The 13,580-nt window shown below is 53.5% G+C and carries 12 protein-coding genes; 11 read left to right on the top strand and 1 reads right to left on the bottom strand.

What is annotated here, in order from left to right; translation table 11 throughout:
- The first annotated feature begins 4 nt into the window (after nucleotides 1-4).
- From QAO71_RS17610 to QAO71_RS17565, 10 genes are all read left to right on the top strand, one after another.
- Nucleotides 5-1,609 carry a pilus assembly protein gene (locus tag QAO71_RS17610; RefSeq protein ID WP_280165734.1) on the top strand — a complete coding sequence of 535 codons (1,605 nt, stop codon included), beginning with the start codon at nucleotides 5-7 and terminating at the stop codon, nucleotides 1,607-1,609.
- Between the two features lies 1 nt (nucleotide 1,610).
- Nucleotides 1,611-2,546 (top strand): hypothetical protein, encoded by a 936-nt coding sequence (locus tag QAO71_RS17605; protein WP_280165733.1) that lies wholly within the window; start codon nucleotides 1,611-1,613, stop codon nucleotides 2,544-2,546.
- Complete coding sequence (locus QAO71_RS17600) at nucleotides 2,546-3,028, top strand: hypothetical protein (protein ID WP_280165732.1); 483 nt, start codon at nucleotides 2,546-2,548, stop codon at nucleotides 3,026-3,028. Before QAO71_RS17605 ends, QAO71_RS17600 begins: the two co-directional genes overlap by 1 nt.
- Before the next feature lie 2 nt (nucleotides 3,029-3,030).
- On the top strand, nucleotides 3,031-3,666 hold the full coding sequence (locus tag QAO71_RS17595) for a hypothetical protein (protein WP_280165731.1): 636 nt from the start codon (nucleotides 3,031-3,033) through the stop codon (nucleotides 3,664-3,666).
- Nucleotides 3,667-3,677: 11 nt separating this feature from the next.
- Complete coding sequence (locus QAO71_RS17590; RefSeq protein WP_280165730.1) at nucleotides 3,678-5,522, top strand: ATPase, T2SS/T4P/T4SS family; 1,845 nt, start codon at nucleotides 3,678-3,680, stop codon at nucleotides 5,520-5,522.
- Between the two features lie 9 nt (nucleotides 5,523-5,531).
- Entirely contained in the window at nucleotides 5,532-5,987 is a 456-nt protein-coding gene (locus tag QAO71_RS17585; RefSeq protein WP_280165729.1) for a type II secretion system protein, read from the top strand.
- Nucleotides 5,988-5,998: 11 nt separating this feature from the next.
- Entirely contained in the window at nucleotides 5,999-7,162 is a 1,164-nt protein-coding gene (locus QAO71_RS17580) for a type II secretion system F family protein (RefSeq protein ID WP_280165728.1), read from the top strand.
- A complete protein-coding gene (locus QAO71_RS17575; protein ID WP_280165727.1) occupies nucleotides 7,159-7,683 on the top strand; it encodes a type II secretion system protein in 525 nt (174 codons plus the stop codon). The genes QAO71_RS17580 and QAO71_RS17575 overlap by 4 nt, the downstream gene beginning before the upstream one ends.
- A complete protein-coding gene (locus QAO71_RS17570; protein ID WP_280165726.1) occupies nucleotides 7,667-8,662 on the top strand; it encodes a prepilin-type N-terminal cleavage/methylation domain-containing protein in 996 nt (331 codons plus the stop codon). Before QAO71_RS17575 ends, QAO71_RS17570 begins: the two co-directional genes overlap by 17 nt.
- Before the next feature lie 81 nt (nucleotides 8,663-8,743).
- Nucleotides 8,744-9,745 carry an ATPase, T2SS/T4P/T4SS family gene (locus tag QAO71_RS17565; protein WP_280165725.1) on the top strand — a complete coding sequence of 334 codons (1,002 nt, stop codon included), beginning with the start codon at nucleotides 8,744-8,746 and terminating at the stop codon, nucleotides 9,743-9,745.
- A 57-nt stretch (nucleotides 9,746-9,802) separates the two neighbouring features.
- On the opposite strand, the gene QAO71_RS17560 is transcribed toward QAO71_RS17565, so the two are convergent.
- Nucleotides 9,803-10,597, bottom strand: coding sequence for an EAL domain-containing protein (locus QAO71_RS17560; RefSeq protein ID WP_280165724.1), 795 nt, complete (start codon nucleotides 10,595-10,597; stop codon nucleotides 9,803-9,805).
- Nucleotides 10,598-10,804: 207 nt separating this feature from the next.
- Here QAO71_RS17560 and QAO71_RS17555 point away from each other — a divergent pair, with 207 nt between their 5' ends.
- The gene (locus QAO71_RS17555; RefSeq protein WP_280165723.1) at nucleotides 10,805-13,492 is read left to right on the top strand and encodes a PD-(D/E)XK nuclease family protein; all 2,688 of its coding nucleotides are present in this window, start codon (nucleotides 10,805-10,807) and stop codon (nucleotides 13,490-13,492) included.
- The last annotated feature ends 88 nt before the right edge of the window (nucleotides 13,493-13,580 follow it).

Raw genomic sequence — 13,580 nt, 5'->3', positions numbered from 1 at the left:
TCCAATGATGATAACTCGTATCGCGCTATCCCTTATGGTTGCCGCAGGCCTGGCTGGTTGTGCTGCCGGTAACTTCGAATTCAGTGAGGAAACCAAGCACAGCGATCTTATTCCCGATCAAGAAGCCCAAATGCAGGCGGCTCGGGGCACAACGTTTGTTCGTGAGATCCGATCGGAGGATTTGGCAATGCAGCGCCCAATCTATCTAACAGCCCAAAACAAGAGCCTTCGGTTTGTATTGCAGGAGACGCTACCGGGTTATTCGATCATCCCGCGTGGCCAGGTCGATCTGAACTCGCCTATCGATGTTTCTGCTCGCGGCATGCTGCTATCCGACTTCATTGAGTATATCGAAGGTACTCGCGACCTCAATATCGAAGTGGTCGGCAATCGCGTTTACGTCAGTGATTTTGAGACCCGGGAGTGGAACCTTTCCGCGTTCGCTGCAACTCGCAGCGTAACTACTTTAGTTACCTCAGCTCAGACTGGAGGTGCCAAAGCTGGTGACTCAGCCGTCGAAAACTCGAACGAAACAACCAGCTCCTCGGTTGGGTATACCCTGACAGAGGATGAATGGCTCAACATCCTCAAGGGCGCACGCACCATCATTGGGGCGCCGGAGGAGGATGAGGAAGACGATGCCAAGGCTTCTGAGTTCGCTCCAGCTGGCGGCCCATTAGGTATGCCAGGCGAAGGGCTGAACTTCGACTTGGCATCTATGGATTCTACGGCAAGGAATGCAGTCCCATACGTTTCCGGCATCCGATCAGTAGGTATCGTCACTGCCGGTGGCCCCCCTGCGCGCATGAGCATTCTTGACCGCTACCTGCGTAAGGCTATCGAGGAAAGCACCAAGATCGTCAACGTCCAAGTAGAGGCATACGACGTTGTACTCAACGATAACAAGCAGAAGGGCATCAACTGGGATGCGCTTGTATCGGGCACCCTTAATGGCAACCCATTTGGTCTTGATTTCTTCAACAAGGGCGCGATCAATGAAGGCTCGGATTCCTTCTGGAATGTTGCCGGCACCTACGAGGGCAGTCGCGGCTCCGCAAATCTGCTGGTTAAGTTCCTGGAAACCTTCGGAACAGTTGAGCTTAAGGATCAACCGAACATCACCGTGCGAAACGGCGTACCGGCTCAGATCTATGCGGGTGAGGAGCTAACCTACGTCGTCGATATTGAGCAGGTGCAAGATGAGCACGGTAACGTAACGGTCACTCCGAAGCTCGCCCGTCTCAAGATCGGCGTAACTCTTAGCGTTACCGTTCGGATTCTCGAAGACGACCGCCTGCTCGTCGACATCATGCCGGTGATCTCTAATTTGAATGCCCCTGATGTGGTTCAGGTAGGCGAGATTTCCTTTGAAACCCCTCGCGTTGCGCTCAAAGAGTTTTCTACTCAGCTGATTACCACCTCGGGTAACTCGGTACATCTCGGTGGCCTGATCTCAGAGCGCATGAGTAAGGCGATGGAGCAGCTGCCTTGGCAGAACATCTTCACTCGCAACGTCCTTAACCCCATTACTCAGAACTTGAACAACAACCTTGAGCGTCGTGAGCTTGTCCTGGTTGTGACTCCCACCCTGATCGAAGGCGTGTATTGAGATGAGATACATACCTCTGGGCGCTCCGGTACACATTGCCGGGAAGGAGGTCATCGTACTCCGCGATGCGATTGGCAGTGAGGTTCTTACTGCCAGCCGTGATTCCGAGGTGTACACCACCATCGAGCAGCCATCTCTCGATGGGCGGCCGGCCATCTACATCGATGAGCACGAACTCAACCAGGCTCGTACGGATTATCCCAATCTTGAGGTATACGGGCTTTGGCAGATTCTCTTTTATAACGACAAGGTAAAGCTCGGCAGTCAGATTGTCCTGTATCCGATGGGAAATGACCGGGGCGCATACATCCGACTGAATCCAGCCGAGGATCTGGACTCACCAAGGTCGATTCTTTCTTCGGCCGAGTACGTCGAGAACTACATTCCCGAGGCAATGGACTACGACCTCAATGACGCTCGTCGAATTGATATAGAGATCGACGAACTCAAGCTGCCATCTCAGCCTGCGTTTACTCGGATGGAGCTGAACCAAAAGCAAAAGCAGATTGAGAAGCGGCGTTGGTTTCTGGTCGGGATTATCTGTGTCGGAGTAGCCCTTGGTGCAACAGTCCTGAACTATAGCCTGAATGCTGTTTACAAAATGCAGATGGCGTCCTACACGGCCACTAAGACCACCCGTACAGCTCTTGAGGACAGGGTAGTCGCCCTTGAGAGCGAGCGACTGCGTGCCTACCCGGACAACCGGCAGACTGCGTTGACCCTTCTCAGGCTCATCGAGCGTGATCCGGGCATGCAAACACCTTCGGCCGCTGCAATCTCATCGGGATTTTCATCGGTCCATGCATGGGTTAGCTCACCGAACCTACCGTATGACCCGGCGACTATCGCTCCCAATGTCACAAGTACTTTAGGGATCGACTTCCGATATGTCATTGAAGTTACTCCATCAGATGCCAGTGAAGGAGGAGTGAACTGATGAATCAACGCGCGCGCAAAGGGGCTCGGTACTTAAAGAGCCTGAATTTCACTAGCTGGATGTGGTTGGCGCTTGCTGGTGTCGTTGGGCTTTCGGTTCATTTCACCATGTTGATGGACGAAGGGAGGCAGCTCCCAGCGGACTACGACCAGCTCGATCAGATCATAGCTGACCTGGAGTACGACATTGCCAATCTGTCTGTACTCGCACCACTTCCACTATTGGAATCTCAGTGGCGGCTCTTGGCTGCCAAGGCGCAGCTGGCCGGCGTGAAGATGGAGGTTGTTCCTGATCCAGTGAGCTTCGGGTTTGACAACACCTATATGGGTCCCCTGAAAAATTGGGCTGCGGTTCTTTCCGGCGATCCCCGGGTAGTTCTCGCCCTCGCCCAGGAGCTGCAAAAAGAGATTCCGATCTTCCTCTATGACTACTCAGTCGACTCTGAGGCTATGAAACTTAACGTTGTTGTCGTGGGAATTTGAATATGAAAAAGCTAGTCACCTCAATTGCCTTCCCTTTGATTATGGCGATAGGTACACACGCGGTTGCCCAGAACGAAGGCGACATTATCCTCGAGCGCAACAAAAGCCTGAGTGCGATGGAGTACAAAGCTCAGAAGCTAAAGCTCCAGGCAGACATGGCTGAATCACTGAAGCGAATGGTGGAAGCCGAATTTCTGGTTGACGAGGATGGCAACCCGATCGGTGTCGACAGCATGGATAAGTTGGGGGGGGAGATACGCCGGAATCAAGGCGGCGCGGGAGAAATGCCTTTCCCTATGGATATGGGGTTCGGTATGGCTCCTGACGGGTTCGGAGCACCGCCCACGATACCCACCGATCGCTTCGTTACCCCGCCGCCACGCAGTGGCGGGAATGCAGGACGTGTCGAAGCGCCGCCAAAGCCGCCCAAGGCGAGCATGACTCGACTTGCTGAGGTGCATGCCGATTACGTTGTCATCAGCACTAGCGAGGGCGAAATAGTTGAGCTTCGCGTGAATGACAAGTTCAACGACCAAAAGCTAACCAAAATCGGTATCGACTCGGCGCACTTCAAAGGCAAAGAGGGTTCTCGGGTTATGAGAATCAACTGGACTCAATCTTCGGCATCGGCTGAATAAGGCTTTTCGAAATGTCCGTACAGATACGCACCGCTCAAACGATGATCCTTAAGGCGCTAGCCCGCGCTGGTAAGATCACTGAGCAGCAAGCGACCACCCAGCCGCCATCGGAAACGTTGGCGGACTTGATACCCGATGTATTGCGGATCTGTAAGGACGACGAAGCAGTGAATGCTGCTGTGGCCGAAGCAAACAGAAAACCTGCATTTACGGGACTAGAGGATGGGCTGCCCGTCACTCGGAGCCCGGATGACAACGACTGGGTCATAGTCGGTAGTACCCTTTATCTCACCAACTTCTACGATACACGCGCTCAGTCGCGCGCGATGCACTACGGAAGGACAAAAGGAATAAGCGTCGGCAGCCTTGGCTGTATTAGTAATTCGCAAATGGAAAGGCTACGTTCCTTCGACGAGGAAGGCGACGAACCTGAACTGGATGCTGAGTCATTGAAAGAGCAGGCCGCTAAGCGTGTAGAGGACATGATTCGCATTGCTGCTCAGCTCGACGCGTCCGATATTCACCTCCAACCTACCCAGGGTGACCAAATTGCCGTGCGGTATCGGATCGATGGCGATTTGATTACCCATAAACTCTACAAAAACCATTTCCACGAGGCTATTGCACGTATAACAATCGAAAATCTGTGCAACCTCAGTCTGCAGACTTCTGTGCCCCAGGACGGTAAGTTTGAGTTTCAGGTTACCCCTAGTAAAAAGATCAACCTGCGCGTCTCCTCTATTCCTGTTAGTAGAGCATCCGATAAACCACTGAAGCTTGTATTTCGCCTGCTCGGCAATAACGGTGGCCTTGCTAACCTGCACAGGCTTGGCATGTCACGTGAAAACCTTGAGACACTTCAGCGGCTCGGTTCAGCGCCAAATGGGATGATCATTCTGACGGGTCCGACAGGGTCTGGAAAAACAACGACTCTTAATGCGCTTCTGCTGGATATCTCAGGCAGATGGCCGAACAAAAACTACCATACGCTAGAGGAGCCGGTTGAGCTCCAGCATGAAGGCATGTCCCATACAGAGGTGGGTCCCGGGGTGTCGTTCGCAGATGGACTTAGGTCGTTACTGCGACAAGATCCTGACGTGATTCTCGTCGGTGAGATGCGGGATTCAGAAACTGCAGGTCTCGGGTTCACTGCTGCCATGACTGGCCACCTTGTTTTATCAACACTTCACACGAACAACGCGCATGAGTCGTTTGGTCGTCTTGCTCGAATGGGTGTTGATCCTGAAATCATTGTTACCAATACGACTGCATTTATAGCACAGCGTCTGATTAAGAGCCTATGCCATAGCTGCCGCATAGCCTATGAGCTTCGCACAGATCCGAAACAACTGGACACCTACGGGAACCATCCAATATTCGCGTATCAGAAAGGCGCTACGGTCCTGTACCGTGCAAACCCAAATGGGTGCTCGGCGTGCAAAGCAAATGACTCGCACAACTCAGTTGGCCTAAAGGGCCGCAGGGGCATTATCGAGATATTGGAGATCACACCAGATGTCCAGAATGCAATCCTGGCTGGCGAAAACCTAACACTCATGCGCCGCCGCCAGATCTCGGAGGGGACTTTCAAAGACCTTTGGGACGATGGGCTGCGTCTTGTACTTGACGGCTTTGTGGGCATTGATCAGCTGGAGGGAAGCCTAAAACCATACATCGAGGATAGGGCGCCGATCAAAGGGCGGTCTATCTATTCAGCGCTCACGACGCAGGTAAACAGGGGGGCGAGCGTCGGAGCTCTAAAGTCGCCTTCCCCTAGTAAGACGCCAGGTTTGGACCGGGCTTCTGCCTCTCCAGACACTTATCCGTTACAACTGACAAACGTCGCAACTCTCTAAGGTGCCATCATGCAAAAAATGAACCCCAATAACGCTAAGCAAAAAGGTTTCACGCTTCTGGAAGTAGTAATCGCTATTGCGATTGTTGCCATGCTGGCTGCGTTCATCCTGCCTGGCCTTCTGCAAAACCGTGAAGATGCCAAGCTGTCTACAGCATTGACTCAGCTGCAGAAGGACTTCCCGTCCGCAATCACTCGCCAGGTAGCGCGGACGCAAAGCTGCACCACTACCAACATGTCCAAGGCAAACCTTCTGGCCCGTGGCCTCCCGGCCCAGACCGTATGGAACACTCAGTGGACTCCTTCCGTGGTCGGTACCAACATCGTGCAGGTCGTTTACACCATCGATAGCACGGACGCTGCCACAGCGACCGATCTGGCTGCTGCTTTGAATGCGAGCAACAACGTACAGAGCGCCACAGCTACTGGTAACGCATCAGTAACCGTCACCTACCGCTGTAACTAAGGTCGCATCGTATGGCTTACTTTTTGATCAAATACCTTGGCCAATCTGGTGGCTTGGAAAGCATAAGCGCCGAAGCCGAGACAAAAGAGCAGGCCATGCAAAATTGCGGCCTACCATTACAGCTAATTGACAGTGTGGTACCAGATCATTTTGGTGGCATCAAAGCTGCTCTGCTAGAGAAGAAATTGCCTCTAGTGGAGCAGGCCCTCAACCTGTCTGCGATTTCATCGAAGCTGGAGTCTGGTAAAACCTTTGCTAAGGCAATCGAAGAATCGATCGACTACAAGAAGCTGGGCGTTTCTTCACAGAAGCTCGATGCATGTGCAGCTCCTAAGGACTATCTGGAGCTGCTGCGTTTCGATGACACAGCCATTCTTCTGGCCGACGCCGGTGACAAGGCAGGGCGACTGCCGGAATCCCTCACACGCGCCGCGACCTCTATAAAGGAACGGGAGGCAACTCGTAAGGAGTTCGGTAAAGCCATGATGCAAGGCGTCATGTACATAACTCTGGGTTTTCTGTTTTTAATCGGAATCCCCTTATTTGCAGGATCTACCCTGCATGATTTCATAACTGTTCAGCGCATCCCCCTTACGCTGAACAATCTGAGCCATGTCATCATGACTCTATACGGGCTATACACCGGTTATTACATGGTGATTGGTGCCGTGCTGGTTGCCATATATATGTTCCGATCCCGAATCTGGGACATGACAAGAACTCTGCCTCTACTTCGATTTTTCAATGAGAGAGCAAAGATCAAGCGTGGACTGGATTTTGTAGAGAGCTACCAGCTACTTCTCTCGAGCGGGTATACCAACCCCCAGTCCCTTCGGTTCCTGCATCAGAGATCAAAAGGAAAGGCCCACCTACTTTACGCTGAGGCACTAGATCGTCTGGAGGAGGGCAACGCGCTATCGCGTGTATTCGAGAATACGGAATGGCCTCCGATTCTCTACCAGAATCTGCAGGGCTTTGAGGAGCAGTCTCCAGGCGGGCGGGATAAGGTGCTGAGCAACCTCGCAGGCGCATTGAAGGAATACTACCTATTGTATTCAGGACGTATATCCAGGCTGTGTCTTATGACTGGCATGACATTCATTCTGGTGTCGATTCTGCTTTTTGCCGTTGGGTTCTATATGCCGCTTATTAGCTTGAACCAGGGCTTGCAGTGAATAGCAAAAACCGCCAGTCGGGCTTCACTCTTATTGAGATCAGCATCGTTGTTGCAGTGATCAGTTTATTGGCGGCCTTCATCCTGCCAACAGCTTTCGATCAGCTGCAGACGGCAAAGGTGGAGGGCTCTATCGAGCAGGCGAACAACATCGCCTATCAATGCGATATTGCCCGTCGTAGCCCCGTCTCAAGCGCTCGGAACCCTGACTTTTCAGTGACGCATACCTATGCAAGCTTACCGGACTGGTCCCCCGTATCAGCACTTGAGGCCATGTTGGACGGAGATCACAACATCCGTAGCGTGAATCCTTTCGGCAGGCCGTTTCTCGTGCGTTTTGACGAGCGTAATTGCTACGTCGCTATCGATCTTGATTTTTTGGCGCCGGGCATATTCGGGCAGGAAACAGTTCAAGTCGGCGGGATGACTCGCATCATTGTCACTGGCAAGGCTCGTGGGAACGTATCCACAGAGTGGGTTAGACACCAACAAAGGTCACTTTATAATGAATCTTCCAGGTAGAAATTCAATGCGAAGCAGGCAATCTGGTTTCACTTTGTTCGAGCTGGCTATCGTACTCGCCGTGCTCTCGATTCTAGCTACCCTTGCGGTCCCGAACTTCATGGACCAGTACAATGAGAAGCGCGCCGCAGTCACCATCAAAGAAACGGATCTGATGTTAGACGCTGCTCGGGCTTACCGATCAGATACAGGTAACTGGCCTGGACATCCGACGTGCGAAACAGCATTAGCTGTGCTGCGAGGAGGCACAGAGCCCTATCTTGGCGGTACGAACTCGACCAATCGATACAACAGCGCCTATGTCACTGCCTGCAATGCCAACTCGTTTTCAATATTGCAGTCCATCATTCCGGATTTCGATGGCGTTGTGGCCAACGGGCTGGCCGGTACGGTTGTTTCGAACTCAGCAACCAACACCATCACCAGTATCGTGGGCGTCCCCGGGTCGGAAGGCGCGATCGCCGGCAAACTTTCACGCATAGCGACCGGCAATCTCGATGACAACCGTATGCGTACAGCTCTGTTACTGGGCGGCAACAACATCAGTGAAGTGAACAACGTCAGCTCGGCCTCGATCACTAACAGTGGTGCTCTGAACACAGGGTCTCTAGCCACAGGCAATTTGACGGCCGGGAATATGAGTGCTGCTAGCTTGGCCACTACCGGAAACATTGTCACCCGTGGGCAGTTACAGGCTCACAACGGCGCAGCTATTTTCGGAAATTCCACAATCGATGGCCAGATACTCGCGCGCGAGCTGGGCCTACAGGGAACCGCGACTGAAGGCGGGGCGTGCACACGTAGAGGCAACATATCCACTACGACTGCAGGCATGTCGATGTCCTGTCAGGGTGGACGGTGGACGCGCTCTTCTAACTGGATCAACTCGCGGGTTACAGCTGGAAGCAACTGCCTTTCCTCCGCTGGCAAGGGATCATTTGCCGTCGGTACTGACGGCAAGCTATACGTCTGCAGGTAGACTTCATTAACGGCCGGAGCTCGGCGGGACTTGTATTGATAGGAGACATCCGTGATTAGCGCGATAAAGGTAGGCAGTGAAATGAGTGACGAAGATCGCGAGGCACACTACGCGTCTGCTACTAACATTGAGCTCTCGTCAAAGCACATTGAGGCCAGTGACAACAATGATAGATCCATCCGGGGGCCGATATACGGGCAATGGAAGGACTTCTACGAGACAATGATCGCTGACCATGTCCGGGGGAATAAAAAGCTCTCGTCTGACTTCACCGTGCCTTTCATAGGTCATCGGTACCGGTGCTGCCTGGCCAATTCCTACAATGGGTTCACCCTGTCGATGCGCCGGCTTCCCGATCGCGTTCCAGATTTCCGAGAGGACCTGCAGCTGGACTGGAATGTCATTGAGCCGCTAACCCGCGGATCTGGCTTAACCCTCTTCTCCGGCATCATGAACTCCGGTAAGTCCACTACGATGTGCGCCACGATTGCCAAAATGGATCGGCGGGTGAGAGGCAACCTCGGTACCGTAGAGAATCCTATCGAATACATTTTTGAAGGTTCTGGGGTTATCCAGCGTGAGATTGGCGAACATACCGAGTCGGCCGAAAGCGCCATTCGGGACTGTGTACGTCAGCATCGACGCACAATCATGATCTCCGAGATTCGTGACCCGGAAACCGCGAACGCGGCTCTACTTGTTGCCTCAACCGGCCTGAGTGTTTTTGCCACAATCCATGCAGACAGCGCCATGGATGTGTTTGGCCGCTTCCAAGCACTAGTAGACAGTAAGTACGAGAAGTTGATTCCTCGAACCATGCGCGGACTCTGGTGGCAGCATATTCTTCGGTTCTCTGACGAAAGGAGACCTGTCCCGATATACGAGTCTATTGAGGTAACCAACGCTGTCCGTCAGATTCTTGAGGCGGGACCCGATAAGCTCCCCCAGCTTTCACAGGAGATGCAGAAGCAAGGGCGCAAAAATATGGCAGAAACTGCTATGCAGCTGGTCAACAGGAAGATCGTTTCGAGACTCGAGGTGAGTGATTTCGTCACTCGGCGGGGAAGGGTTACCGAACTATAGGAGAGGCGGGACGGATGGCGCTGTCTTTCAGTGATGGCGTCATCAGGGTTGTCGAGGTCACTGTTTCATATCAAGATTCCATTCGCTCCCTCTGCTACCAGGCCTTGGTTTTGGATACCCAAAGTAATAACCCTGGCATAGACGAATCCCAAGCTTCTTGGCCATATCAAGCTCACCTTCAGTCTCGATCCCTTCCATTACAACTGCTTTTCCCGTTCCTTTGCAGCGGTCAACCAGGCTTTTAACCTCCCCGAAGATGTGACCGTTCTTGCCGGTCATTTCTTCCTCGGCCATCAGCCGGACCATAGTTCGCCGTGAGATCTTACAGCCAGTGATAAATGGCAGGGCAATTAGATGCCGCTTGGCAAAGCTATCAAAAACATCATCGATCATCACTCCAATACGGGCTTCATAAAGTTTCTTTAGGCCCGGGGCAATTGCGCCATCAGCGCTGTGTGCGGTCTCGGTCACTTCAACAAGCAATCGGGTAGCGCACTTATTCTTGGCGGCCGTGTTCACAACGTGAGAGATGTACTCTGGCGCGCTGATTGATAGCTGAGAGGCATTGATTGATATCTTCATATCGGGGAAAAGGGCCAGTATCTTGCAGGCCTCAGTAGCTACCCACATATCCACGTTGGCGATACTCATATTTCTTTCGCACGCGGAAATAAAAGTCTCCAGCTCCAGGCCGCACGGCGTACCGATGCGGAGCAGTGCCTCATAGGCAAAAACCTTGGGTACTGACACCTTTACATCCATCAGGGGCTGTAGTGCCAGTTCTAGAACTGGGCTTCCGGACTGTTCGTGGGCTTCGGCTGCTGGTGCCAGCGACGCAGTGCTGTTGATCATTGGAGTACCATAGTGGTTGTATCTTTCTTTAATAGTGCAAAGGGGTGCCCTGTTTTTAGCCGAATCCTAAGATTCGTTGGCGAAACTGTGACCCCGGTCATGCAATACCATTGTTTCGCGCCCTTTGGCGGACTAGCTCCCCGCCCGATGGTGACACCGGCCCCAGTCGTTATCCTGTGGTGAACTACTAATCACAGAGGGCGCGACATGACATTGATGAGAGAGCTTCAAGAAATTACGGATTCGACGCTCGTGCTGGCTTCCACAGAGCGGGTGGCGAGGCACCTCAAGATTCAAGCCTCGTTGCTCCAATCCATCTCTGGAAAACGCTCTTGGTTTGCAAAGGGCATCATCTCCACTGTATCTGCCTGGATCGAAAGAACATGGCTGGATCAGATGCCGGATGAACAGCTGCTGTTCCCCGTGCAGGAGCTGGCCATCGTCAAGAATGTGGCCGACACATCCGGGCTGCTGCCTCCAACGCTGATCTCTTCAACCAGTACTGCGCGCCGGATTGGAAAAGCCTTCAGCCTCACGCACAAATATCAGCTACCTGCAGATCCTGAATCCTTTCTGTTCAAGCGCGAATATGAGGTTTTCGCCAAGTGGCGCGAGCAGATTACCGCTGCCTGTGAGGCTGATGGATGCGTCTTCAGGGCTGAGCTGCCTGCCAGGCTTCTACGGTTGCTCGATGAGGGAAGCATCGCGGTACCTGAGCGAATCGTGATTGTCGGAATGCTCGACATGAACCCGGCTGAAAAGTCGCTTTTTGATGCATTGGCTGACCGTGGAGCCGAGGTTGTTCACTTTTCAGGCACCGATGACTTGGCCACTCCTTCATTGGTGAGGGCTGAAACACAGTCACAGGAATTCTCTCAGGTGGCGCAATGGGTTAACTCAATGTTGCTGCCCTACACCGACACCCCACTCGCTGCGCCATCGATTGCAATCTTGGTACCTGAGATGCGCAATTACCAAGGCCCGCTTCTTGAGGCATTGGCACTGACAGTTAGCCCTGCCTCCCTGCTGCCGGCGAAGGATGGTATTGAGTGCCGCGAACCGTGGGATGTGTCCAGCGGTGCGACTCTTGGCGCCCGCCCGATGATCCGTGCTGCCATGGACATCCTTTCGATCACCGAAGCAAAGGCCGACACCGAAACCTTCAGCCGAGTCCTGCGGTCACGCTGGGTGGGTGGATCTGAGACAGAGAGCGACAGCCGAGCACTGATGGATATCTGGTTGCGTGAGAATCTTGGCCTCGCGATGACCGGCAAGGACTTCCTGCGCGCGATCCAGAAGAACAAGAACCAGCAGGTGCCTGACTTCGAGGATCGGCTCGCCGCCGTGCTGACCTCCCACGCAGAGGCAGACGCGTCCAAGTTCCCTTCCGAGTGGGCAGAGTTCTTTGAGGAAAGCCTGAAAACTATGGGATGGCCGGAGACCCGTGAGCTGTCCAGTGCCAATTTTCAAACCTTGAACGCCTGGCAGGAGGCGCTGACCCTGTTCCGGACGTTGGATACCCAGCTTGGGGGCTGTAAGTACGAGCGGGCGTTTATGTGGCTTCGGGAGATTGTTGACACGCGTCAGTTTCAACCACGCATCGGCCACGTCGCTCCTGTATCGATCATGGGCTACGCGGATGCCATAGGCCTGAACTTTGACTATGTCTGGATGCTTGGAGCATCTTCCAATGTGCTTCCTATGCCGGCCGAGCCGAACCCATTCCTCCCGATTGAGCTTCAAGCTGCTGCCGGTATCCCTGAGTCGACGAGCGAACTCTCTCTGCAGAAAGCACAGAAGGTTGTTCATGCGTTGATGGGGATCAGCCAGAACATTACGGTTTCCTGCCCACTGCATGACGACAAGGGTAGCGGTATCGGGGCAAGTGAACTGTTTGGAGTGTGGCCGCAGGCTGGAGCCGACGCCCAGGACAGAGGTCTCTTTGTTACCGCGCAGCTCAACCAGCTGGACCGCAGCACCTTTGTCGAGGAGCAAGCGCCACCGGTAAGCGACGAAGAGCTGCTGACCATCAAGGGTGGGGTGAAGATCTTCAAGGATTACGCACTTTCCCCGTTTCTGTCCTTTGCCTGTAACAGGCTGGGTGCATACCCATTCCCGGCTCCGGTTGTCGGCCTTGATCCTCGTATCCAGGGCATCACCATTCACAGGGTGCTGGAGTTGTTCTGGACCGACGTGAAGACATCTGCAGCTCTGAAGGCCATGGACTCAGACCAGTTGGCGCAAAAAGTCAACGAGAAGGTTGAGCAGGCGAGCGAGCAGCTGCTGAACCGACTGGTATGGCGCTACGGTGCCCGTCTCATTGTTTTGGAAAAGAAACGGCTTCATGCCCTGACCATGGACTGGCTTGCCTATGAGAAAACCCGCGTATATGAATTTGAGGTAGTGGGAACGGAAGAACGTCACGACATCACTCTTGGCCAGGTGCCTTTGAAGGTCACCATAGACCGCCGTGACCGCGTCTTGATCAAGAGCAATGAGCATAAAAACCTCGTCATCGATTACAAGAGCGGAAAATCTACAACTCTCACGGGGTTGAACGCCGACTCACTTGTTGAGCCCCAGCTCCCAATTTACGCCACCCAGCTCGATAACAGCGCCAAGACCGCGATGCCGATCGATGGGATCTCACTCGCCCAGGTCCATGCTGCCAATATCAGCACTCATGTGCGCAGTGATTTCGCGGCAGGCTTGGTAGAGCGCAAGGCGCGAAATGGAGACGTGAGTTCGCCCGAGGCATGGAGTGCTCAGTGTGAAGCTTGGGATAACGCTCTTCAGGGCATGAGTGAGGGTTTCATGGCCGGGGTTGCCACCCTGATCGACGCGGACAAAGCGATGCCTATGGGTTATGAGTACGTTGCGCCCTTGGCCCGTTAACTACATCTTCAACCGCACGAGACTGCCGGCGAATGCCGGCAGTTTCGTTTCTGACATGAGCTGGTGACACACCTGTGGGCCGTTAATC

The sequence above is a fragment of the Halopseudomonas sp. SMJS2 genome (genome assembly GCF_029866945.1).
GTDB lineage: Bacteria > Pseudomonadota > Gammaproteobacteria > Pseudomonadales > Pseudomonadaceae > Halopseudomonas > Halopseudomonas bauzanensis.
This window is presented reverse-complemented; position numbering and strand designations above follow the sequence as displayed.

Coding starts and splice junctions, on each gene's coding strand:
- QAO71_RS17610 (WP_280165734.1), top strand. CDS start 5: ATGATGATAACTCGTATCGCGCTATCCCTTATGGTTGCCGCAGGCCTG.
- QAO71_RS17605 (WP_280165733.1), top strand. CDS start 1,611: ATGAGATACATACCTCTGGGCGCTCCGGTACACATTGCCGGGAAGGAG.
- QAO71_RS17600 (WP_280165732.1), top strand. CDS start 2,546: ATGAATCAACGCGCGCGCAAAGGGGCTCGGTACTTAAAGAGCCTGAAT.
- QAO71_RS17595 (WP_280165731.1), top strand. CDS start 3,031: ATGAAAAAGCTAGTCACCTCAATTGCCTTCCCTTTGATTATGGCGATA.
- QAO71_RS17590 (WP_280165730.1), top strand. CDS start 3,678: ATGTCCGTACAGATACGCACCGCTCAAACGATGATCCTTAAGGCGCTA.
- QAO71_RS17585 (WP_280165729.1), top strand. CDS start 5,532: ATGCAAAAAATGAACCCCAATAACGCTAAGCAAAAAGGTTTCACGCTT.
- QAO71_RS17580 (WP_280165728.1), top strand. CDS start 5,999: ATGGCTTACTTTTTGATCAAATACCTTGGCCAATCTGGTGGCTTGGAA.
- QAO71_RS17570 (WP_280165726.1), top strand. CDS start 7,667: ATGAATCTTCCAGGTAGAAATTCAATGCGAAGCAGGCAATCTGGTTTC.
- QAO71_RS17565 (WP_280165725.1), top strand. CDS start 8,744: ATGAGTGACGAAGATCGCGAGGCACACTACGCGTCTGCTACTAACATT.
- QAO71_RS17560 (WP_280165724.1), bottom strand. CDS start 10,597: ATGATCAACAGCACTGCGTCGCTGGCACCAGCAGCCGAAGCCCACGAA.
- QAO71_RS17555 (WP_280165723.1), top strand. CDS start 10,805: ATGACATTGATGAGAGAGCTTCAAGAAATTACGGATTCGACGCTCGTG.